The 22,676-nt window shown below is 33.0% G+C and carries 17 protein-coding genes and 1 riboswitch; of the genes, 13 read left to right on the forward strand and 4 right to left on the reverse strand.

The features are described 5' to 3' along the window. Nucleotide 1: 1 nt before the first annotated feature. From AC4BC3_RS03505 to AC4BC3_RS03525, 5 genes are all read left to right on the forward strand, one after another. Nucleotides 2–1,159 carry a polysaccharide pyruvyl transferase family protein gene (locus AC4BC3_RS03505; protein WP_206911153.1) on the forward strand — a complete coding sequence of 386 codons (1,158 nt, stop codon included), beginning with the start codon at nucleotides 2–4 and terminating at the stop codon, nucleotides 1,157–1,159. Continuing rightward, entirely contained in the window at nucleotides 1,156–2,655 is a 1,500-nt protein-coding gene (locus tag AC4BC3_RS03510) for a lipopolysaccharide biosynthesis protein (RefSeq protein ID WP_206911155.1), read from the forward strand. Before AC4BC3_RS03505 ends, AC4BC3_RS03510 begins: the two co-directional genes overlap by 4 nt. Then, the gene (locus AC4BC3_RS03515) at nucleotides 2,652–3,653 is read left to right on the forward strand and encodes a nitroreductase family protein (protein WP_206911157.1); all 1,002 of its coding nucleotides are present in this window, start codon (nucleotides 2,652–2,654) and stop codon (nucleotides 3,651–3,653) included. Before AC4BC3_RS03510 ends, AC4BC3_RS03515 begins: the two co-directional genes overlap by 4 nt. 252 nt (nucleotides 3,654–3,905) lie before the next feature. Beyond that, complete coding sequence (locus AC4BC3_RS03520) at nucleotides 3,906–5,024, forward strand: hypothetical protein (RefSeq protein WP_490466971.1); 1,119 nt, start codon at nucleotides 3,906–3,908, stop codon at nucleotides 5,022–5,024. A 104-nt stretch (nucleotides 5,025–5,128) separates the two neighbouring features. After that, nucleotides 5,129–5,569, forward strand: coding sequence for a hypothetical protein (locus AC4BC3_RS03525; protein ID WP_490466972.1), 441 nt, complete (start codon nucleotides 5,129–5,131; stop codon nucleotides 5,567–5,569). Nucleotides 5,570–6,423: 854 nt separating this feature from the next. On the opposite strand, the gene yidC is transcribed toward AC4BC3_RS03525, so the two are convergent. Both yidC and AC4BC3_RS03535 read right to left on the reverse strand, forming a co-directional pair. Beyond that, nucleotides 6,424–7,359 carry a membrane protein insertase YidC gene (gene yidC, locus AC4BC3_RS03530; protein WP_206911176.1) on the reverse strand — a complete coding sequence of 312 codons (936 nt, stop codon included), beginning with the start codon at nucleotides 7,357–7,359 and terminating at the stop codon, nucleotides 6,424–6,426. A gap of 172 nt (nucleotides 7,360–7,531) precedes the next feature. Further along, on the reverse strand, nucleotides 7,532–7,807 hold the full coding sequence (locus AC4BC3_RS03535; RefSeq protein WP_206911175.1) for an acylphosphatase: 276 nt from the start codon (nucleotides 7,805–7,807) through the stop codon (nucleotides 7,532–7,534). Between the two features lie 105 nt (nucleotides 7,808–7,912). Here AC4BC3_RS03535 and AC4BC3_RS03540 point away from each other — a divergent pair, with 105 nt between their 5' ends. The 6 genes from AC4BC3_RS03540 (at nucleotide 7,913) to AC4BC3_RS03565 (ending at nucleotide 17,538) form a co-directional block, all read left to right on the forward strand. Beyond that, nucleotides 7,913–8,677, forward strand: coding sequence for a TrmH family RNA methyltransferase (locus AC4BC3_RS03540; RefSeq protein ID WP_490466973.1), 765 nt, complete (start codon nucleotides 7,913–7,915; stop codon nucleotides 8,675–8,677). 119 nt (nucleotides 8,678–8,796) lie between these two features. Continuing rightward, nucleotides 8,797–9,300, forward strand: coding sequence for an HD domain-containing protein (locus AC4BC3_RS03545; protein ID WP_067483904.1), 504 nt, complete (start codon nucleotides 8,797–8,799; stop codon nucleotides 9,298–9,300). 822 nt (nucleotides 9,301–10,122) lie between these two features. Next, nucleotides 10,123–12,921: a toxin Cry1Ac domain D-VI-related protein gene (locus tag AC4BC3_RS03550; RefSeq protein WP_490466974.1), complete on the forward strand. Its 2,799-nt coding sequence runs from the start codon at nucleotides 10,123–10,125 to the stop codon at nucleotides 12,919–12,921. Nucleotides 12,922–12,971: 50 nt separating this feature from the next. After that, on the forward strand, nucleotides 12,972–14,990 hold the full coding sequence (locus AC4BC3_RS03555) for a putative mucin/carbohydrate-binding domain-containing protein (RefSeq protein WP_490466975.1): 2,019 nt from the start codon (nucleotides 12,972–12,974) through the stop codon (nucleotides 14,988–14,990). A 475-nt stretch (nucleotides 14,991–15,465) separates the two neighbouring features. Next, nucleotides 15,466–16,113, forward strand: a complete 648-nt coding sequence (locus tag AC4BC3_RS03560; RefSeq protein ID WP_490466976.1) for a FusB/FusC family EF-G-binding protein — start codon at nucleotides 15,466–15,468, stop codon at nucleotides 16,111–16,113. A gap of 41 nt (nucleotides 16,114–16,154) precedes the next feature. Next, a riboswitch (Fluoride riboswitch) is annotated at nucleotides 16,155–16,219 on the forward strand. A gap of 53 nt (nucleotides 16,220–16,272) precedes the next feature. Beyond that, entirely contained in the window at nucleotides 16,273–17,538 is a 1,266-nt protein-coding gene (locus AC4BC3_RS03565; protein WP_490466977.1) for a voltage-gated chloride channel family protein, read from the forward strand. Between the two features lie 73 nt (nucleotides 17,539–17,611). Here AC4BC3_RS03565 and AC4BC3_RS03570 read toward each other — a convergent pair whose 3' ends face one another. Then, the gene (locus AC4BC3_RS03570) at nucleotides 17,612–18,811 is read right to left on the reverse strand and encodes a YdcF family protein (protein WP_206906966.1); all 1,200 of its coding nucleotides are present in this window, start codon (nucleotides 18,809–18,811) and stop codon (nucleotides 17,612–17,614) included. Nucleotides 18,812–18,972: 161 nt separating this feature from the next. Further along, nucleotides 18,973–20,280, reverse strand: a complete 1,308-nt coding sequence (locus AC4BC3_RS03575; protein WP_490466978.1) for a serine hydrolase — start codon at nucleotides 20,278–20,280, stop codon at nucleotides 18,973–18,975. 499 nt (nucleotides 20,281–20,779) lie between these two features. Between AC4BC3_RS03575 and AC4BC3_RS03580 the strand changes: the two genes are divergently transcribed. Then, nucleotides 20,780–21,901, forward strand: coding sequence for a baeRF6 domain-containing protein (locus tag AC4BC3_RS03580; protein ID WP_490466979.1), 1,122 nt, complete (start codon nucleotides 20,780–20,782; stop codon nucleotides 21,899–21,901). A 538-nt stretch (nucleotides 21,902–22,439) separates the two neighbouring features. Continuing rightward, entirely contained in the window at nucleotides 22,440–22,640 is a 201-nt protein-coding gene (locus AC4BC3_RS03585; protein ID WP_206898494.1) for a cold-shock protein, read from the forward strand. Nucleotides 22,641–22,676 lie beyond the last annotated feature (36 nt).

Here is a 22,676-nt window from a genome sequence, read left to right on the forward strand (position 1 = left end):
TATGAAAAAGATTGGAATTATCACACTAAATGGTGAATTTAATTATGGAAACAGGCTACAAAATTTTGCGTTACAGCGTGTATTAAACGAACTTGGTACAGAAGTTGAAACGATAGAGATAACTAAAAATAAATTTGATCGTATAAAAAAAGAACTTTGGATTACTAATGCAGGTAACATGGGCGATGTTTACTACCTTTCAAAAAAAGTACTAAAAAAATTAACGTTTTCGAGTATCAAAAAAAGAAAGAATTATCGCAAAATGCAAGCTAAGAAGTGGAATATAATTGGAGCTTTCACAAAAAAATATATTAAAGTAAAGAAAGTTGATTCTAAATGTCTGAGTGATTTTCAAAATAATTATGACTTATTTATTGTAGGAAGCGATCAGGTTTGGAACCCTAATATTATTGAATTTGATCATACACATTTTCTTGGCTTTGCACCGGCTGAAAAGAGATATAGCTATTCTGCTAGTTTTGGTGTGGATGAATTAGCCAGTAGACCCTGTTTATTAAAGCAGCACTATAAGAAGTATTTACAACAGATGGCTTATATTTCCGTAAGAGAAGAATCAGGAACAAAAATAGTTGAACAATTGATACAAAAGACTGTAGATACAGCACCTGATCCAACTTTATTATTAAATAAAGAGGAGTGGAAAAAAGAACTTCAAATAAAAGATAGTGAAGATCAAGCATTTGTACTAATTTATTTTGTAAGTGAAATATCTAAGGAAATAGTAAATAAAATCACTGATTTTGCACAAAAAAAGAATTTAAAAATTATTCAGATTATGGGAGATACCTTTGGAGAAAACAGAGTTATTGTTGATCCCAAGCAATTTGTTGAACTGATTTATCAAGCACAATATGTTTTTACAGATTCTTTCCATGGCAGTGTATTTTCAATCATTATGGAAACTCCTTTTTTTGTTTTTAGACGTACAGATAATAAAGGAACGTATACAAGAATTGATAGTTTGATTCATAAATTTAATATGGAATGTGCAATCGTACATATTGAGGATAATTTTGAGGAAAGATTATCTTTATTTCATTTTGAATCAACTCAGTGTTTACTAGAAGATGAGAGAAAGAGAGGGAGAGCGTTAATAGAAGAAAAAATAGTGAATTCTTGTAAGGAGAATTCTAAATGACTAATAGAAGTAAAGGAATTGTATTATCATATTTTACTGTAATTATAAAGAATTTTTCCGTATTGATTTATACACAAATTCTCATAAGTTTTTTTGGAAAGGGTGACTATGGTCTCTACCAGCTCTCAAATTCAATTGTCAGTAATTTATCTTTATTGAATCTAGGTTTTTCATTTGCTTATATAAAATTTTATACTTCTTTTTCAGTAAAAAAAGACCAAGATGGAATTAAAAAATTAAATGGCACATATCTTATTTTTTTTAGTGGCATATCTTTGCTTACCTGCGTGATTGGCACTATTATCATGCAAAATAGTAGTAGCTTTTTGTCAACATCGTCATTCGCAGATGAAATGAAACTGAAGCAATTAATGTTTTTTATGATTATAAATGTTGTACTTACATTTATAAGTACGACTTTTGAATCCAATATATTAGCCAATGAACGATTTGTTTTTCAACAAATAAGGCAGATGTTGCAGTCTATTTTATTGCCAGTTTTGACAATACCTATTATATATTTTTTTCACAAAAATCTTGTAATAGTAGTTATCATTCAAACTGCTATTACTATTCTTAATTTATTCGTTAATGTTTATTTTTGTATAAAAAAATTAAATATGGGTTTTTCATTTCGAAATATTGAACTGTCTTTTATGAAAGACATCGGCACATTCTCATTTTTTATTTTTCTCAATCAAATTTTTAATCAAATTAATGATAGCGCCCCAATCTATACATTAGGAATTCTAGAAAATACCCAACAAGTAGCTATGTATTCTATAGTTAACCAACTAAAATCTTTGTTCTTAACTTTTTCTCAAGTGTTAACGACAATATTTATTCCAAAAGTCAATCAGTTAGTTCATCAATCAAATAGCGATAGTGAGTTAGATAATTTAATGATTAAAATTGGACGATATCAAGTATTGATTTTAGGATTTTTCTTAGGTGGATTTATTGTTTTAGGGAAAGAATTTTTACGTTTTTGGCTAGGACAAGGATTTGATAATGTTTATTACTTATTGATTTCAGTGGTGATTCCACTATTGATTCCTTTGTCACAAAATATTGCGATTGAAATACAACAAGCACGAAATAAGCATTTCTTTCGATCGATTGTTTTAACGATTTTTTCTTTATTAAACATCGTGATAACTATAATAAGTGTAAATACTGTAGGAGTAATGGGGGTTACGGTCGGATATATATTCAGTTTGATTGTTGGTTATGGTTTAGTCATGAATTGGTATTATATACGAGTAATGAAACTAAATATTAAGCTATTTTGGAAAAAGACAATCCCGTGTTTACTACCAATAACTATGTCGACCATAATCTGTAAAGTGATGACCAATGCTTTTAATAGCAACAATCTTTTGAATTTTTTTATAATCGGATTAATTTATTGTGTAATATATTTGATTTTTATTGTTATATTTATCCCACATGTGCTACAACCTATTATTAAAGTGGTGAAAGGAAAGAGCAAATGAAAAAGGAATTAAAATATATTTTACCTGATACTTTTTTGGAAAAATTAAAACAAATTCGTAACTATGGCAGAAGTCTGTATCTCTTCAAGTTAGATAAAAAACGATTTTTACAAAATTATTCAAAAAAAAATTTTGTAAATGAAGAACAATTAAAAGCTAGACTTATTTTTTACAGTCATTCAGTTGAAAAAGGATTAGCTAGAGAAAACTTCCGTTATTATTTTGGCAAGAATGTAATACCCGAATTGTATAGATTGGTAAAGCTATATAAAAAATCGAATTACGATACGTATAATTCGATTTATTTAAATGCTGTTTCAGTATTGAATCAATATATCAGTGTACATGAAGAAAAAAGATATGATGTCAAACCTATTATAAATGTGCAAGAATTCAAAGAATTTTATTTGAATCATAATTTTAAAATAGGAGGTGCCAAGCAACTATCATGCGTGGATGTAAACAAGAACTATCGTAAAAACTTTAAAAATCTTGCTCTGGAAAGGAATAGTGTAAGAGACTACCAAAATTCTAGTGTGGATCTGAAAAAAATCAATGAGGCAGTTGAAATAGCTTTAAAGACCCCATCAGTTTGCAATAGACAAAGTTCACGAGTTCGTATAATTCAAGACAAAACAATTATAGAAAAAGCGTTGAAAATTCAAGGTGGCTTCAATGGTTATACTTGTCCACCATGTTTGATTATGATAACAACAGATACGAATTATTTTATTGATGTGACAGAACGAAATCAAATTTATATAGATGGTGGATTATTTGCTATGTCACTTTTATATGCTCTTGAATATGAGGGGCTCGCTGCCTGTGCTTTAAATACTATGTTTGATATAAAAAGGGATAAAAAAACACGGAAATTGTTAGATATTCCTGATTCTGAAAATTTGATTTTATACATTACGGTAGGAAATTTTAAAAAAAATTACAAGGTACCTATGTCTCATAGGCTATGTGTAAATGAAATTACAAGTTATATATAGATACGAAAAGTAGCATAAAAATTGAAAGAACAGCTACTTGAAAGAGTAACTAATAGGACAAGTAAGATTTTTAATTTTTTTAGAGCAATCGAATTACCAGCTCTATATGAAAACTATTGAAGTAGAGTATTTTATCGAAACAGATAGAGAAAAAATAAAAAATCAACCGATGTTCTAAAATGAAATAAACTTATCAAAAAATTGCTCGCAAGTATAGCAGAGATTCAAATAGAAAGGAATATTTTTATATTAATGGTTAAGTGGTTTTTGCTTATAAGTTCGTTATTTTTATTTTTAACTCCAGAAGTTGTTTTTTCAGGAACAAAAAAAGATGAAAAGTTTTTCAGTTATTATATGCCTGGACTAAAAAAAGACGATGATGTGGTTGTTGAACTTTACGATAAAAATTATCAAAAATTAGCAGATAAGAAGGTAAATATTGAAGGTAAAATGATGAATATAAAAAAAGAGAAGGACTCTGTAAAGATTATTAGTAAATATGATTCTAATTATGATTTGCTACTTACATTTGCAGTAGTTTCTGAAAATAAAACTTGGCAAATATCAAATTCTTATTTGATACCTAATAAGAAAGGTACAATATCCGATGATTTTGATAATGAAAAAATTCTGCTGAATAAAGTTGCTACAGATTATGTTTCTCCCTATCATCGCTTAAGAGCAATAGATAATATAGATGGAGATGATCCAGACTCGAATGGTTTTACTGGGGGATGGCATACCTTTGATGATAAGAGGAATACACCAACCGCTAAAATGGAAAGTTTTCGTCTTTTATTAGATGAGAAAGAATACAATAAGGATGGGATGTACCAAGCTGATACAGTAAAACTTATTACAACGAATATCGTTCAAGGAACAAATACAAAAAAATTAGATGGGACAGGCAGAGGGATTCTGAAAGAAAAAATTATCTATACAATAATTGGTGGAGAAATCAAGGTCGAGGTAGAATTAACGCCGTTAGAAGATGTCACAATAGATGACTATTATTTCTTACAAGCATCAACAAATAATTATAATAATGGCATCATACCAGTTGGAGATCCATTATTTCCTGATGAAATTAAAAATTTTTCCTACGATATTTTTGGAAGCAGCAAAGAGAAATCAAATTGTTCAAAATTAATCCTTTCAGATGGAGCAAATTATCTAACAATGGAAATCGATCCATCTTATGGTATTGGAAATTATGAATATAATAAAAATAATAGTATATGGTTTTATAAACAATATGGGAAGCTATATTTTAATTTAATTGCTAGTGAAAAAAATTCCCCATTATATGTTGAAAAGGGGAAAATTCTAAGAGCTAGAGGCTTTTATAAATTTGAAAGAAAGCCACTGTAGTTACTCATAGTGATAATAATATAGAAATATAATTGATTCTGGATCTAAAATTTTAAGAATCAAATTTGCTGTTTTTTTAAAATATTAAATGGAGGCGAAAAAAATTGTGTCAGTTTTTTTGGGAAATTGATCCTTGGATAATAAGTCGTAGATATTTTTTACTATCAGATACGCAAGAAAATGAAATTCTTAGAAGAAACGCAAAAGTATTATGCAAAGAGTATGAAAAAACCAAACGAGAAATTCAACAAACTATTTCTGATATAAATGGAAAAGAATTTTTTTCGAAAATTTCTCAATTTTATCTTCAAGAAGCATATCTTGCTGAACTCTACAATTATTTAACAAATCCAGTTCTTTTATCAATGGAGACTTCCGGTGAACGACTTTTGAAGGTAATTAATCAGGAATATTTATTAGATTATATGGACTCAATTGATTATACAAAAACCAACACAAAGGTAAAAACTCTAGTAGGAAAATTATTATATGATAAATATAGAAATGTTTATGAAAATAGATTTGGAAAACAAAAAAATAGGTAGGTAAAAAAGTAATAAGTCTTATGAAATTTACTTTTGGTATTCTACAGAAATTTTTAAAACAGAATGATTGCCATAGTCATGAACTAAAAAGTTGAACGCATTACTCAATTAAACTACTGTTTTTTAATAGCTGGAAATGGGAATATTACGAATTAGAAAGGCGAAAATTGCTATTGGATTTAGAATATTTAAATTGTGAGAATTTTATCTACTACCGGACTGTTTTGAGTAATTTAATCATTAAAATATACACTAGTTTATTAAGAAAAATAGTTGTAGTTTCGTATATAAACGGACTTGGTAAATCCCCAAATGCATAAGTCTATTTTAAGTGATTTAACAGAATTTCAAGAATATATGCAAAATATAATAGTTGCTTTGATTATTAGTTTACTATGTATTTGTTGGTTAGTTGATTTTATTTTTTGCAAAATATTCAACACTGGATTTACATTATTTTCTTTTTTGTTGCTAGTTTTGTTTATTTTAATACTCGGCTTAATTATATGGTGGATCATTCAATGATTAGTTAAGCTGGAGGAGAAACGGTTAATCGATTATGACTGGGTAGATAGAAACAGAAAAAATGGATTATTAAAAGTTAAACTGCTAGTTGATTTTCAAAAAATAAGGATACTAGAGACCATTGTAGATAGTAACAAATTGATTTATTTTAATAAGGATATATGCAACGAGTAAACGGGATAGTTGAGGAGAATATGAGTTCAGGACCAGACAACAACAGCGACCTTCTTTTTAAAGAAGGTCGCTGTTGTTGTCTAAAAACACGCGAGAATATCTACTACTATCGCTATAAAAAGTGGATACCATTTGCTGACTATCACGGTATATACTTATTTTCTTTGTTGCTTTCCAGCATTTCGTTTCTTTGATGAATTATTCTTTTGTTGCGTATTGACTTGTTTTGTTGCTTTTTTTGGTTCATTAGGTGTGACATCTTTTCGTGGTGTCACGACTTGTTTCGGTGGATTTCGTTTTAGTTCTTCCGCAACTTGTGCTTTTAAGCGTGGTTTCATTAATACGTTCGTAATAAATGTTTGGATACAACTAAAGATACCACCAACTACCCAGTACAGTGTAACGCCGGCTGGTGCACTAATTGACATAAAGACAATCATTGCTGGTGAAACAATCAACATGGTACGCATGGTTTTCTTTTGTTCTTCAGGAATACCAATCGTTGAGATATATCCTTGAAGTAAATAAGCAATACCAGCGATAGCAACTAATACCAAACTTGGTGAGCCAAGGTCGATTCCATAAAAGCTTGATTCACGGATACCTTCAGTGTAACGAGCAGTAAAGTAAAGTGCTGAGAAGATAGGCATTTGGATTAGCAATGGTAAACAACCAATCCCACCAGTCATACTCATCCCATTATCTTTGTAGACTTGTTGCATTTCTGCTTGCGCAGCGATTTGTTCTTCACGCGTTGTAGCAGCTTTTAATTTTTCTTGTGCAGCTGATACTTGTGGTTTTAACGCTTGCATTTTTTCTGATTGAATCATTGTTTTTTTCGATTGGCTAATACCTAAAGGCAAGATTACTAATCGAACGATAATGGTCAAAACAATAACGGCCCAGCCATAAGACCAATTAAAATTGTCCACTAAATAGGTAATTGCTTGCCCCATTGGATGAACGAGAATTCGATAGACAAAACCTGATGTGTCAGGATTTCCATGCGAGTCAGTTCGAACACAACCGGATAAAAAAAGTAGGACAGTGACCAGTCCAGATCCCAATAACCAATTTTTCCATTTATTCATAAAATACTTCCTCTTCCATAATTTTTACACAAAATTAACTATACTAAAAAAATTTTCATAATTCAATCAACTTCATAGAAAAGTCATAGAAATGTTCGGAAACTATCCCATGAACGCAGAGAAAAATAAATAAGGAAACCAGAAATCCGTTTTTTACTTTTTCATAGAGTCGTTAGTAGATAACATCAAAACTTGTTCGAGCATCCATCCATGGATTATCTTGTAAATCAAGATAAGTCACGCGACCAGCTGGACTGGGTGAATCTTTGATCTCTTTAATGAAGCTTTCTACTTGTTTGTCCTCACCAGCAGCTTCAATTGTAACAGAACCATCTTCTTCGTTTTTTACTGTGCCATAAATGCCTAAACGATCGGCAACCATTTTTGTTGTGTAACGAAAACCAACACCTTGGACGCGACCTTGGACATTCATTTTGACTTTACGCATAAGTTGTCACCCGCTTTCATTTTCTTATCCTTATGATAACTATTTTTTGTTAGAGAAACAAGTTGCAGCCCTGAATACATGCTATAATTAAGTGAGGTGAAAAAGGTGAAAGAAATTCAATCCGCAAAAAATCCACGAATCAAAGAATTGAAAAAATTGCATAAGAAAAAGTATCGCGAAGAAAATTGTGCCTATCTTTTAGAAGGTTTTCACTTGATTGAAGAGGCAGTCGCTGCAAATGCTGTCATTAAAGAAATTTACGTTACCCAAAAAGGACAAAGAGAGTGGCAAACTTGGTTTGATCAATTAACAGATATTGAATTATTTTTAGTAACAGACGAAGTCATGCAAGCTTTATCTGATTTACCAACGCCACAGGGAATCCTTGCTGTTGTAGCGCGTGAAGTAATGGAATCACCAGCCTTTTCTGGTGGCTGGTTGCTGTTAGATAATGTCCAGGATCCTGGAAATGTGGGGACGATGATTCGAACAGCTGATGCTTTTGGCTTAGCAGGCGTGCTTCTTGGTCAGGGGACAGCTGATTTGTATAGTACGAAAGTGTTGCGAAGTATGCAAGGTAGTAATTATCATTTACCTGTAATCCAAATGGACTTGTCACATGCTGTTCAGCAACTAAAAGAGCAGGATTTTATGATTTATGGAACAGAATTGAACGAAGAAGCAACAGCATTGAATGAAGTAGAAAAGCCAACTAACTTTGCCATCATCATGGGAAATGAAGGACAAGGTGTGAGCAGAGAACTGTTGAACTTCACAGATAAAAATATCTATATACCCATGAGTGGAAACGCTGAATCATTGAATGTAGGTGTAGCGACGGGGATCTTGTTGTATCACTTTGCAGTTTAGTTAAGGAACTATTAAGCTTTCTTATTTTACTACGTAGCAGCTAGAATCTTATCGTTTCAGGTGGTATACTATGGTCAATTTCAGAAATAACGAAAATCAAAAGGTGGCAGATTGAAAATATGACAGAAAAATGGCGTGAAGACGAAGAATACATGTCTTATGTAGCAGATCTTTTGGAAACAGATGCAGTGAAAAAATTAGCCGACTACACGCAACATGTCCACTCAACACGATTGGAACATTCCATTAGTGTTTCTTATTATAGTTATTTATTAGCGAAAAAATGGGGCGGAGATGCTAAAGCAACAGCAAGAGCTGGGCTTTTACATGATCTGTTTTATTACGACTGGCGAACAACTAAATTTGATGAAGGTTCACATGCGTATGTCCACCCAAGAATTGCTGTGAAAAATGCAGAAAAGATCACGGAACTTTCTGATTTAGAACGTGATATCATTTTGAAACATATGTGGGGAGCAACTATTGCACCACCCAAATATAAAGAAAGCTACATTGTGACATTTGTTGATAAATATTGCGCAGTGAAAGAAGCTGCCCAACCAATGACTAGCAGCATGCGTCAAAAATGGCAACATTATTTTGGAAAAGAACAGTCTATTTAAATAAAAACAGGACAGCAATCACGATTGCTGTCCTGTTTTTTATCTTCAGTTAATAATAAAAATTGAGAAGATGCTACAGTGGAATTATCTTTTGGGGAATCAACTGCTTATAACAAAAGTAAATCAAAGTTATTTTGGAATAAAACTAGAGTTGCTAGTTGTCTGAGAAAAAAGCAAATCCATTATTCTACCAAAGTAATCGAATCTATTGATGATTTTATCGATAAATGATGTCACTTTGCTAAGCTTTTACTTATTCATGGAGAAAGGAATATTTTATATTTAGAACAATTAAAAGTCACTATAGTTCAATGTACGATCAAAATAAATCAGTCAAAACGTTTATGGTATAAAATCCTCCCTTGATTCCTGTAATTCATAAATAGATTGATTTCAAGAACATTTAAAGAAAAATAAAGGCAAACCAAGTTGTTACCATATTTATTACTAATAAATATGGTAACAATCTTTTTTTTTTGACTAAATAAAAAAGTTTCAGTGATAGTATAGTTTCTTTTGGTTCATCCGCATCTTCTTTTAGTTTACGAAGTGATTATCCAGTAAATTTTTAGATTTCGTTTCTTCTTTAGGCTGGATGATTGTCCTTAGCTGTTATGTATTTTTATTTTTTTCTCTTTTTTTTAAATTTTTAAAATAAACATCAATATTTTTAGTATAAATTAAATGACATAGGGGGAGATGTTTATAGAAGATAGGTTTATTGGAGCAAGAAGTAAACGCTTATTAACTAGAGAATAAATAACAATTTTAAAAGCGATGGTAAAATCATCCATTTAAATTAATAGACAAGGAGTAGTGTGAATGAAATCTTTCAAATATTGTTTAGCATCATTTTTAATTTTGGGAAACATGGTAACGACTCCTCTTGTTTCTGCATTAGAGCAAGAGGTTAAAAACGCTAATTCTACTGAAAAAGTAGATGAAAAATTAAGCCAAACAACAAACGAATCAAATATAGATTTTACAGAAAATTCAAAAAAACAAGTACAGGCATCCGATGATGTTCAAACAGATTCGTCTAGTGGAACTCCTCGTTATAGTGTAGGTCAAACAGTAGATTTAATGGACCAGAATACAAAGAAAAGATGGAATATAACGATTGAAAAAGATTTTTACCAAGTTAATCAATACTTAGGTAGAAATACTGATACAGATGTTGTAATACCAACTGAAATGAGCATTGTCTTATTAGGAACTATGCAAACAAAAAAGAAAGTCAGAGTAAATGGTGGTAGCACAAAGTTTATGCAAAATGCCACTGGAAATCCAATTACTTCTTTTAGAGTAGAAGGTAATAAGGAAGTATTAGTAAATGGAGTAGAAAGGTTCAACAATTTTTTTAGAAATTCTAGTATAGAAAGTGTTGACTTAACTGGTTTAAATATAAATGTAATAGATTCCATAAATATGTCAAGTATGTTCCAAGGCTGTTCAAAATTGAAAAATGTTAAGTTTGGAACAACTGATTTCAACAATGTAACAAACATGAGCAGAATGTTTAGTGGATGTACTTCATTACAGTCTTTAGATTTAAGTATGTTGAATACGAATAAGAAGGCTTTAGATATGAGCTATATGTTTGAAAATACACCAGCTTTAAGAAAAATAGATTTACGTAATACATCATTAGATACACAAGATACCAATAAAATACTGGGTGATAGAGCTACTAATGAAACAGCAGTAGGAAAACCATTGTCAGTGATCGTAAATCCTACGACCTCATCTAAATTTCTTAATTTTGATTTTGTAACTGAATCAGGAAGAATACCAGAAGCATTTCCAACACTAGATGCAAACGGTGGGGCATTTTCTTCAGGCGCATCTACTCTCAAGTATATAGATAAAATTTGTGTGACTCCAAAACAATTAGAACTATCCAATTTCAATTCATGGAAAGAGGGACAAACTCCGTCAAGAAAAAATCATGCATTTTTAGGATGGAAACCATCAAAAAATGTGAATAATGCCACTTCAATTTGTGATTTATTAGGTGTCACATATTCAGCAGAATGGGATAATTCAATCCAAGAAGCAACCGACAAAGTCAACGGCTTGTTCAATGGAGAAAACCTAGCTGATGGTGTCAACCAAGACAAAATCAATGAAGCACAAGCAGCGGTCGATAAAGTAACAGATGAAGCGAAAAAACAAGAACTACAAAACAAGATCGACAAAGCACAAGAATTGTTGAACAAGCAAGACGAACAAGCACAAATCGTGCAAGAAGCAACTGACAAAGTTAACGGCTTGTTCAATGGAGAAAACCTAGCTGATGGCGTCAACCAAGACAAAATCAATGAAGCACAAGCAGCGGTCGATAAAGTAACAGATGAAGCGAAAAAACAAGAACTACAAAACAAGATCGACAAAGCACAAGAATTGTTGAATAAACAAGACGATCAAGCACAAATCGTGCAAGAAGCAATTAACAAAGTCAACGGCTTGTTCAATGGAGAAAACCTAGCTGATGGCGTCAACCAAGACAAAATCAACGAAGCACAAGCAGCGGTCGATAAAGTAACAGATGAAGCGAAAAAACAAGAGCTACAAAACAAGATCGACAAAGCACAAGAATTGTTGAACAAACAAGACGAACAAGCACAAATCGTGCAAGAAGCAACTGACAAAGTCAACGGCTTGTTCAATGGAGAAAACCTAGCTGATGGCGTCAACCAAGACAAAATCAACGAAGCACAAGCAGCGGTCGATAAAGTAACAGATGAAGCGAAAAAACAAGAACTACAAAACAAAATCGACAAAGCACAAGAATTGTTGGATAAACAAGACGAACAATTTGCAATTACAAGTGTCGATCCATACAAAGAAGGAATTAGCCAATATGTGACTGGAACATACAAAGGAAAAGATGCTGGTTATATCCGATTGATGGTCAATGGCGAAAAAACAGCCTTAGTATCAATGAACAATTTACCAGAAGGAACCTTCAAATATTATATGAGTGGGTTAAAAGCGACAGATAAAGTATCAGTCGTGATCTATGGTAAAGATTATAAACAGTTAGCAGAAAAAGAAGTACCAATCGAAAAAGGAAAAGTACCAGTAGAAATTACAAGTGTCAATCCGTATAAAGAAGGAATCAGCCAATTTGTGACTGGAACGTATGTTGGAGACGATGCTGGCTATATTCGATTGATGGTCAATGGCGAAAAAACAGCCTTAGTGTCAATGAACAATTTACCAGAAGGTAAATTTGAATATTATATGAGTGGATTGAAAGCAACAGATAAAGTGTCAGTTGTGATCTATGGTAAAGATTACAAACAGTTAGCAGAAAAAGAAGTGCCAATCGAAAAAGCGAAAGTACCAGTAGAAATTACAAGTGTTGATCCATACAAAGAAGGAATCAGCCAATTTGTGACTGGAACATACACAGGTGACGATGCCGCATATATGCGATTGGTAGTCAATGGCGAAAAGAAAGCCTTAGTATCAATGAACAATTTACCAGAAGGAACCTTCAAATATTATATGAGTGGATTGAAAGCAACAGATAAAGCGTCAGTTGTGATCTATGGTAGTGATTATAAGCAAGTAGCGGAACAACAAGTCTCTATTGAAAGTAAAAAAAAAAGCTAGAAATTTTTACACTTGAAGAACCTACTAATACATTAAATGCGGGAATCAAAATGGGAAATAATCATGATCGTCAAGATTTGGGCATTCAAATCGAGAAGGGATCAAAGATAAAAATTAAACAAGTTAATCCCAATTTTAAAGCAAATTTAAAACTCCGCCTGTTAAATGATGATTCACATACAGAATCATCAGTGGAATTTTCAAAAAATGAGGTATCTTTAACTGCAAGTGCGTTATCAGTTCCTTTTATCGAGACTCCTTATACTCAAAAAAATAAGGAGACGCCAATTGTTGAATTTACTGTAGAAGGAACAAAAAGAGAATTACCCAAATATCAAAAAAATACTACAAAAAGTTCTTTTATAAACAAATGGAATCATGAAAAAGGATTTGCCTTAGTACAAGGCAAGAGATTCCAAACCTTATTTCCAGAAATAAACAAAAATCAAGTACAAGCTACCGATTTAAATAATGTTATTCAAATGTATGATGAAAACATTATTGGTTATTACAATCAATTAATCGGTTTATCAGATAGTGCACAAGATCCCATTAATCGCTCCTCAACTCGGCGCTTTTTCTACAAAGCAGACAAACATGGTGCAGGTGGTCTATATTATGGAGAATGGTGGGCAGCACAATCAGATAAGTCAGCCGATGCTTGGCTAGAAGATGGTTGGGGTGCGTTACATGAAACGGGTCATGGTTATCAAGGAAATTTCATGAGTAAAGGAATGAACACTGGCGAAGTATGGAACAATATTTATGGTGTGATTTATACTTACAAAAAATTTGGAAGAGATGTAGCTGATAAAAATACATGGTTATATGATTATGGAAAAAAGAATGAAATAGAAATGCGTATTAAACATCTTATAGATAAAAATACAATGAACTATAATCAACAAGGATTAAGAGATCAGTTAATTATTTTATCTAATTTGATTGATAAATCTGGTAATGAAGGGTTTAAAAACTTTTATGTAAAGTATCGCGAATTAGCTTCTCAATCAGGATATAATCCGGATCATTATCTATTACCAGATTTATTTGTAAAATATTTAGGAGAGCCAAAAAAATACGATTTTTCTGCTGTATTAAGTGCATGGAAGATGAATATGAAAGAAGAATCGAAAAAATTTGCAGAGAAAAATGGGTATCAAATGGTTTCACATTTAGCACAAGTAGTTCCTGATCAAGAGTTACAGAGTGCTATCAATCTATTCACTAAACATAATCGTTTAAGTTCTGTTTTATCATTAGTTACCAATCAAGAATTAGATAGTCTAGGTCTAACAAGTGATATCAAATTACAGTTTCCTGATATAGAATTGTTTGAAGGGACGACATTAAAAATTTATAGAGATCATCAATTGTATCGTGAAATTCCTTTAAATAAAGAAAGTGTAACAATTGAAAACATGCCTAACGGCGTATATTCTTTAGAATTAGATACGAATGTTGGCTATATCTCTCAACCTTATTTGTTTGTGAAGGACAATCAAACGATAAACATCTCATTAGTAAATTATGTAAAAGAAGCAGCACAAGCTGTACAATCGTTATATCAAGAAAATACAGATAAAATTAAACCAGAAGTCATGCAAAAAGATATTGATTTCGCGAAAAAATATGTACTGGCTTTACCTGAAAGTAAAGAAAAAGACAAGCTACTTTTAAAAATAAAAGGAGCTTTCGATCAATTACAAGAAATTACCTTTGGAGGACTCGGTAATTGGCTTTTTGCAACACTAGACGTTTCGAATGGTCAAGCAGTTATACGTATTTCCAAAGGTACACCACATTCGTATTTCAATTATCCTTATGCAAGTATTCAGATTAATAGAGGGAATGAACAGGTCTACTTTAAAGAGTTTGTAGGAGATCGTTATATGGAAAAAAATGAAGAAAAAATCATTTCGTTAAAAGACGGCGATATTGTAACATTGATGCATCAAGAATATCGTAACAATAATCGATTCTTTTCTAATCATCCTGATTTATTAGAAAAAAATCAAGAAACTGTTCGTTTTGAAGTGAAAAACGGGCAGTTGGTATTGTTAAAATAGTTATAGGATAGTCAGTTGAAAAATAGTGACTTAATTTGACTAAAAGTTGTTGATTGTTCTAATGTACCTATTGTTTTTAATAGTAGCGATTACTCTAGTAGCAAAGCGTAATGTCTTTTTGTAGAATGTTTCAGTTTTTAATATGATATAAAACATTTTTAACGATACGTTATCTAAAGGTGTTTCTTTACAGAGCATACTTTGGATAACGTTTTTTATTTAGTTATGCACTATCATTTATTGTTGAAAGATAAAGAAATCCTATTTGACGAAAGAAAAAATATAGTGTTTAATGACAAAAGGTTGTTTGCGTAGGCATTACATAGAACGACATAAAAAATAAAGGGGGTGATGATGAGATGCACAATAACGTATCTTATTTAAAAGAGTTGGGTTTGAACAAGTAACGACATACTTTGTTGAAACAACTTTTTTCTTCAAAGTATGACTTTTGAAAGAAGAAAGGACTCTTAAAATGAAACCAACAATCCAACCATATCAATATTATTTTATTCAACGTGAAGTAGATCAATTGCTTAATGCTTATTCCTCTGTGAATGATCCGAAAACGGTTCAGACAGTTCAAGCATTAGCAGCTGAAAAAATTCATTCTGTCATTCAGAAAGAATTACCTGAAATTACCGATTTTTTGGCAGTTGTAATGGACGTCACGCTCACACGGGCAAAAGCAGAGCGTGTCATGGAAGAACTAAAAACTTATGTCATACCTTTTGAACAACCTTCGAAGCAGCAAGTGGACAAAATTTTTCGGAAAGTGAAAAAGCTGAAACAACCAAACTGGTCAGCTTACGATCTTAGAGAGCATACTTATGTAGGATTCAATGATGCTGGGAGTCAAAGAAAGTATTTGCTTTATTATGATGAAGGAAAACTCCAAGGAGACTATGGTAGTCTATCACCAACCATTACAAAAGGGATTTGTGCTATTTGCCAGAAGACATCGAATGTTTCACTCTTTCTTTCTACGACAAAATCAGGCTCAGATGGTACTTATACGAAAAAGGGCAATTATATTTGTCATGATAGTGATACATGTAATCACCAGTTAGTGCAACTTGAGCCATTTTATGAATTTGTCCATCGCGTGAAAAAAGAACGATAGTTGATTGTAATTTTCAGAAAATCATGCTATATTTTTAGGTGAAGTGAATAGGTGATGGTGTTCGCCTTTAAACGTTTATTAATAAACTAATGACGCCTACTAAAAAAAGGGATTAGTGTCCTCTTTTTTAGTAGGTGTCTTTTTTTAGGAGGAATTTTAATGGGGAAACAAACAACGAATATATTCAGAATAGGAGGCTATATGCTGAAATGGTTGCTGATTACTGCTATTTTAGGTGTGATCATGGGTAGTCTTTCAGCCTTTTTCCTAAATAGTTTAACGTTTGTAACTAATTTGCGCTTGACCCATACGTGGCTATTCTTTCTTTTGCCTGTAAGTGGTGCTGTTTTTGCTTATTTATATACAAATTATGGTGGGAATTCAAGTCGTGGGAATAATCTAGTTATCGATCAAGGAAATGGTGGGGAGGAAAGAGTGCCACTGCGTTTGATACCGTTGACTTTGTTTGGAACAATCACGACTCACTTATTTGGTGGTTCAGTTGGTCGTGAAGGAACGGCTGTTCAAATGGGGGGAGCCTTAGCAGATAACTTGTCGCGTGTATTTAAATTGGATCAATTGGAACGAGAAATCTTGATTATCAGTGGGATCAGTGCAGGATTTAGTTCTGTTTTTGGAACACCTTTGGCTGGAACTTTATTTGGATTAGAGGTCTTAGCGATTGGTAAAGTAAGAACAGAAGCTTTATTTCCAAGCTTCTTTGCCGCTATTTTTGCAAATCTCATGACAGAAAGTTTTGGAGTCACTCACACACATTATCCAATGGGAGAAATTCCTGCATGGAGTGGTCGTTTGTTTGTCAAATTAATGTTGGCAGGAATCATCTTTGGAATTTGTGGCTGGGTTTTTAGTCGTTCAATCGTCTTTTTGAAGAAAGTTTATGCCCATTGGTTTACCAATCCTGTTTTACGAAATTTTATGGGTGGAGCAATTGTTGTTTTGGTAGCTGTTGTCTTACAAACACAACGTTATCTTGGCTTAAGCTTACCTTTACTGCAAGATGCTTTTAATGGCAATGCGCATCCATTTGACTTTTTAGGAAAACTTGGCTTTACGATTCTATCGTTAGGTGCTGGATTCCAAGGTGGAGAAGTGACGCCTCTTTTTGAAATTGGTGCAACATTAGGTGCAAGTTTGGCACCAATCTTACACATGTCCGTCCCATTTCTAGCTGGGCTTGGCTTCATTGGTGTGTTTTCTGGTGCGACGAATACACCAATAGCTTGTTTTATTATGGGAATCGAATTGTTTGGCAGTGAAGCCGCTGTGTATTTCTTTTTGATATGTTTAGTCAGCTTTATGTGTTCTGGAAACAATGGGATTTATTCTGCTCAACAAATTGCTGTGAAAAAAGGGGTTTTCTTTACCCCATTACTTGAATCGTTTCGCAACAGGCATAAATAAAAAGCAAGTCTAGGTCACTTGAATGACTTAGACTTGCTTTTTATTTATTGGAGCTAGGTACTTCTTTCACGACTTAATTAAACAACGTGACTAACACAAGTAACAAATCAAATAGGAAAATCAACGAACATGCAATTAAATGCCGCTTTTTATTCATCATTAAAACAGCAATATATTCTCTAAGAAAAGCATTTGGCAAATAATACAAAGCTGTTTTTGAACCGATTCCGTTTGCCTTTAGTTGTGCTTCTCGTGCATACATTCCTGCACGAAATATATGATAGTTATTTGAACTGAAAATTGCTTGATAAGGGCCGTTCATTAGACGATCCATGATTTCCTTAGAAAAACGCATATTTTCTAAAGTAGTCGTTGAATTTGTTTCAACAAGAATCTGATCTTCTGGAATGCCTTTTTTTAACGCATAATCTTTCATTGCAACGGCTTCAGGCAATTTCTCATCAATCCCTTGTCCACCAGACATCAATAGCTTTGGTGGATTAAGTGTCGCTCGCTCTTGTGCTCGGTAAAAGGCGATTGCTTTATCAATTCGTTGTCCGAGTAAAGGGGATACTTTTTCGCCACCTAAAAGCCCCGCACCCAAAACGATGATGAAATCTTGGTTGAACCGTGGGCGATTAAATTGATACAGAACAGAAATCGTCAAGAAATTATAAAATACGACGAACAAGTAGAATAAAATCATTGGCACAACACTGAATAGAACATTTGCCCATTGTGGCAGATATTGAATTAAGAAAAGTTCAGTTAACAAAAAGATGGTTAAGAAAATGCCAAGTAATAACGTCAATAAATTTGCCAGTGAATGTGATTCTTTTTTTAGTACCACTATCCCATTCCAAAATAAAACAACAATCAGTATATATAATCCAAATAACAGGATTAAAAGAAGGGGAATAGCAATCAAGGCAAGTAGTCCACCAATGAAAACATTCTCTGTTTCAAACAATAGCATGACTAAGTAAATGCCAAAACTGATGAGAAATAAATTAAATAGCCACCCATTTAGTAGGCGCCTTTTCTCCGTAAAATAAAAAAAGGCAAAAATACTAAAGAAAAACAAGGGAATCATAAAAAAAAGTGAATGATAGGAAATTTCTAATACAATCAGATAAGTCAGCAATACGCCAAAAGACCATGTACTACCATAGAAAAAAAGTGCGGGATCTTTTTGTTTTTTCCGCCAATAATAAACACCAACAATGCCTAAAAAATAGAGAGCCATAAAAGCAAGATCTCTGGTTAAATTCATACGTTCAACTCCTTTTTCATTCATTAAGTATAACGAAATTTCTATAAAAAAGCTTTTAATAAAACCAAAAAATGGAAAGAAAGTGAGAAACAAAAAAGCGTGAGAGCCTTTGTCATGTGACAAACGCTTCTCACGTTAAATGAGTGGAAGTTTACTCAGGATCAAAAAAGATTTGTAAAAAATTCAGCAACATGACGCCAACCAAGAACAAAAATATTGGCTTTTTCGACTTTAGCAGTTGTGACGATGTCGGTAGCTGGTGCATCTTTTTCGTCTAAATAGCCAAGCTTATCATCTGCTAAAGTAATCATAGCAGTTCCGACTTTTGTTCCTTTTTCTGCAGGTGCTTGAATTTGTTTATCTGTCAATGAATCTTTTGAAAGTGTAGGTGTAATGTTCAACTTTCCTGTATCCATATCATTACGGACCCAAACTTTAACTGGTGACTTAAGTGCGACTGGAACAGATTGTTCTTTTCCGTCAAGAACATCGATCGTTTTCATGTCTGGGATACTTGCTCCAGCTTTTCCTAATTCTTTTTCGGACCAGTTGTCGTAGCAGTAGTCCATCAAGTTCGCAGTAGCAGTAAAGCGAGCACTTGGATTTTCTTCGTGACCATCTGCATTCAACACAACAGTGATTACACGACGATCATCTTTCTTGATTGTACCAACAAAACAGGCACCAGCAAAATCAGTTGTTCCTGTTTTTAGTCCATCAACGCCTTCTTTGTGATTGATGAATCCCGGAAGCATCCAGTTCCAGTTCACCATTTCAACTGGTGAAACAGTGTCCTCACCAAACATTTGAGTCGCAGTACTTGTGACCTCTAAAATCTCTGGGTAATCTAGAATCAAATGGCGAGCAACAATAGCAACATCACGAGCAGAAAGTTGATTTTCGTCTGTTTCGGAGCTGCCAGGGTAGAGATTGTCACCTAAATAGCTATTATTTAGTCCAGAAGCATTGACTAGAGTAGCGTCTGTGATTCCCCATTTTTTTAATTGTGATTGCATCATCTCAACAAATTTAGGTTCGCTACCAGCTATTTTTTCAGCAAGTGCAACAATTGAGGCATTAGCAGACTGAATTGCAGCAGAATCAAAAAGTTCTTTGACAGTATACGTGTTTTCTTTGTGCAATGGCACATTTGATAGATCCGGTGTTACACTTAGTTCCTCGGCATAATCTGAAATGGATACTTCATCATCCCAAGCAAGTTTTCCATTTTTAACTTGGTCAAGAATGATGTAAAGACCAATAATTTTTGTGACTGAGGCAATTCCCATTGGCGTGTCACCATCTTGGTTATACAAAATCTTGCCGGTTTCGGCATCAATTGCAAAAGCTGCTTTTGCGCCAACAGAAAATGTGTCATCAGCCCTAACAGTTAATGTGGGGAAAAGGGAAGCAACACATAAGATGAGGCTAGCAAACAGAACAACTAACCGTGTTTTTTTTATGGACATATTCGGTCTCCTTATTGATTTCTTTTCGTACAAATTAAAATTTTATCAGAGAGTGTGGGGACTTTCAATGTTTCTGAAAAAAACTTTAGATGTGATTGAATCAGGAGACGAAGAGTTAAATAGGAATAGAATTAATCGTTTTTTACGCGTACTTTAGCTGGTTGTGGTTCAAGTTCAACAACACGACTAGCGACAAATGCGAATAAGCTCATCATACTTAATAAACTAAAAATAATTAGTAATTGCATCGTTTTCACCTCGTTTAAGTTAATTATCAAGCTATTTTTGAAATTTATCTATTTGATGATTTCACTGTAACAGTTAATTTTGAATCATTTGCTGTGAAGATGAGAGGAAAGAATGGTTTAAATGTGAATAAAACATGAATGATTGAAAAAAGCGAAACCGTTTACTGGAGTTAATTCGTTTTATTGGGTTGAAAAAAATTGTTGTGGTAGACTTTAATTGTAGGAATGATTTTTTTAGGAGGGATACGTTTATGACAAAAATCGATAAAGAATTGTTGTCTCAGTTAGCTTCAGAAGGTGCAAAAGGTCCGTTCGTCACAATTATGTTGAACACACACGTTTCACATCAAGATGTTGAAAAAGATCAAATCAAATTTAAAAATTTTGCGAAAGAAGCCAAAAAACGTTTTGAAAAAAAATACTCAAAACATGAGTGGACTCCATTTAAAGAAAAGATTGAAGAAATCCTAAATGATGCTTCATTTTGGCGTAGTGGCACAGAGAGTGTGGCAGTTGTCTTAAATGAAGAGCAATCGTATATTTACCGTCTAAGTATTCCAGTAGATGATCAATATTATGTTAGTGATTTACCTTATTTATTGGCAATCATCAAAAACGCGCAATTCAACTATTCTTATTATTTATTAGGGTTGAATCGTGATTCCATGAAGTTGTATAAAGTAAACAACAAGATGGTCAAAGAAGTCGAATTACCAGAAGATGCACCGGTAGACATCGTAACAGCTTTAGGCGACGAATTAACAGGTGGGAATCTAAACTTTATTACGAGTGGAAAAGCTGGGACTTCAAAAGAAGGCATGACATTCCATGGAGTTAGCACAAAAGATGAAGAAGTCAAAATCGATTGGATTAACTATTACCAAGCGGTAGATAATTATTTACGTGATACATTTGAAAATCCAGAAAAATGGCCGATTTATTTATTTGCCTTACCAGAAAATCAGGCTGTTTTCAAAAAAGTAGCCAAAAACCCAGATTATCGTTCAGATGTTGCTGTCTCAGCGTCACCAGCTCAATTATCGTTAAAAGATATTGAGGTTGGTGCACAACGTTTGTCAAAAGAATTGGCGGATAAAGAAGCTGAAAGTTATAATAAATTATTGGATAAAAAATTCATTGATCAATTAGTGGATATTGTTCCAGCGGCGAAAGAAGGTAAAATTTCGCATTTGTTTATTGCAACTTCTAATTTAGTTGATGGCTTTGGTGAAGATCCAGAAACAGAATATGATCGACGTCAAGTTTTGAATCAATTAGCTGACGATGTCATTGAGACAGGCGGACAAGTCTTTATCTTGGATCAAAAAGAATCGCCTGATGAAAAGAGTTTGGTGGCGATTTTGAGATATTAAGGAAGGCTATTTGAGGAACAACGTGAATAAAGGTTGCGGCACAAAATGTTCAGCTCTGCCAAAACAACGATCAAGTATTCAAAAGAGTTTTACTACTTTAGTAAATAAAGAAATATTTTGATTAAACTGGTGAAATAAGAGTAAAAATGGCGCATAAAGATTATGCAGGAGCGCAGGCAGTTTCTAGGTAGTATAAAAGGCTTGCTCTGTTATTTCTCCTATTTTTGCTAAGAACAAGAAGTCAGACGTTGCGCTGGTTTCTTGTTCTTTTTTTTTGCGTATCCGTTTCCTTTCTTAATAATCAAAAAACTTCAAAGAAAATCGTTCGAATTCTACTTAAGGTGGGAATTGTGAAAAAATTGATTTTTTTTAAATAAATGTTCTAAAATTCTAGCTATTCTAATAGATGTGTGGTATATTAATAGTCGTAGTTTCTGTTCGGTAATTATGGTAGCTTGTTTCAAATAAACATCTTCCAGATATTCACCATACAAGTAATTGCAAAATATGTGTTTGAAACACAAGGAGGATTTTTATTATGGAAACAGGTACAGTTAAATGGTTTAACTCAGAAAAAGGATTTGGATTTATCACTGCAGAAAACGGAAACGACGTATTCGTTCATTTCTCAGCTATCCAAGGTGACGGATTCAAAACTTTAGAAGAAGGCCAAGCAGTAACTTTTGATGTTGAAGAAGGTCAACGTGGACCTCAAGCAACTAACGTTGTTAAAGCTTAATTAACCTATAAATTAAACAAAAGCTTGGAGTAGTTA

This window comes from Enterococcus sp. AAFC-DPL-6103 (genome assembly GCF_058216595.1).

Coding starts and splice junctions, on each gene's coding strand:
- AC4BC3_RS03505 (WP_206911153.1), top strand. CDS start 2: ATGAAAAAGATTGGAATTATCACACTAAATGGTGAATTTAATTATGGA.
- AC4BC3_RS03510 (WP_206911155.1), top strand. CDS start 1,156: ATGACTAATAGAAGTAAAGGAATTGTATTATCATATTTTACTGTAATT.
- AC4BC3_RS03515 (WP_206911157.1), top strand. CDS start 2,652: ATGAAAAAGGAATTAAAATATATTTTACCTGATACTTTTTTGGAAAAA.
- AC4BC3_RS03520 (WP_490466971.1), top strand. CDS start 3,906: ATGGTTAAGTGGTTTTTGCTTATAAGTTCGTTATTTTTATTTTTAACT.
- yidC (WP_206911176.1), bottom strand. CDS start 7,359: ATGAATAAATGGAAAAATTGGTTATTGGGATCTGGACTGGTCACTGTC.
- AC4BC3_RS03535 (WP_206911175.1), bottom strand. CDS start 7,807: ATGCGTAAAGTCAAAATGAATGTCCAAGGTCGCGTCCAAGGTGTTGGT.
- AC4BC3_RS03545 (WP_067483904.1), top strand. CDS start 8,797: ATGACAGAAAAATGGCGTGAAGACGAAGAATACATGTCTTATGTAGCA.
- AC4BC3_RS03550 (WP_490466974.1), top strand. CDS start 10,123: ATGAAATCTTTCAAATATTGTTTAGCATCATTTTTAATTTTGGGAAAC.
- AC4BC3_RS03555 (WP_490466975.1), top strand. CDS start 12,972: ATGGGAAATAATCATGATCGTCAAGATTTGGGCATTCAAATCGAGAAG.
- AC4BC3_RS03560 (WP_490466976.1), top strand. CDS start 15,466: ATGAAACCAACAATCCAACCATATCAATATTATTTTATTCAACGTGAA.
- AC4BC3_RS03565 (WP_490466977.1), top strand. CDS start 16,273: ATGGGGAAACAAACAACGAATATATTCAGAATAGGAGGCTATATGCTG.
- AC4BC3_RS03570 (WP_206906966.1), bottom strand. CDS start 18,811: ATGAATTTAACCAGAGATCTTGCTTTTATGGCTCTCTATTTTTTAGGC.
- AC4BC3_RS03575 (WP_490466978.1), bottom strand. CDS start 20,280: ATGTCCATAAAAAAAACACGGTTAGTTGTTCTGTTTGCTAGCCTCATC.
- AC4BC3_RS03580 (WP_490466979.1), top strand. CDS start 20,780: ATGACAAAAATCGATAAAGAATTGTTGTCTCAGTTAGCTTCAGAAGGT.
- AC4BC3_RS03585 (WP_206898494.1), top strand. CDS start 22,440: ATGGAAACAGGTACAGTTAAATGGTTTAACTCAGAAAAAGGATTTGGA.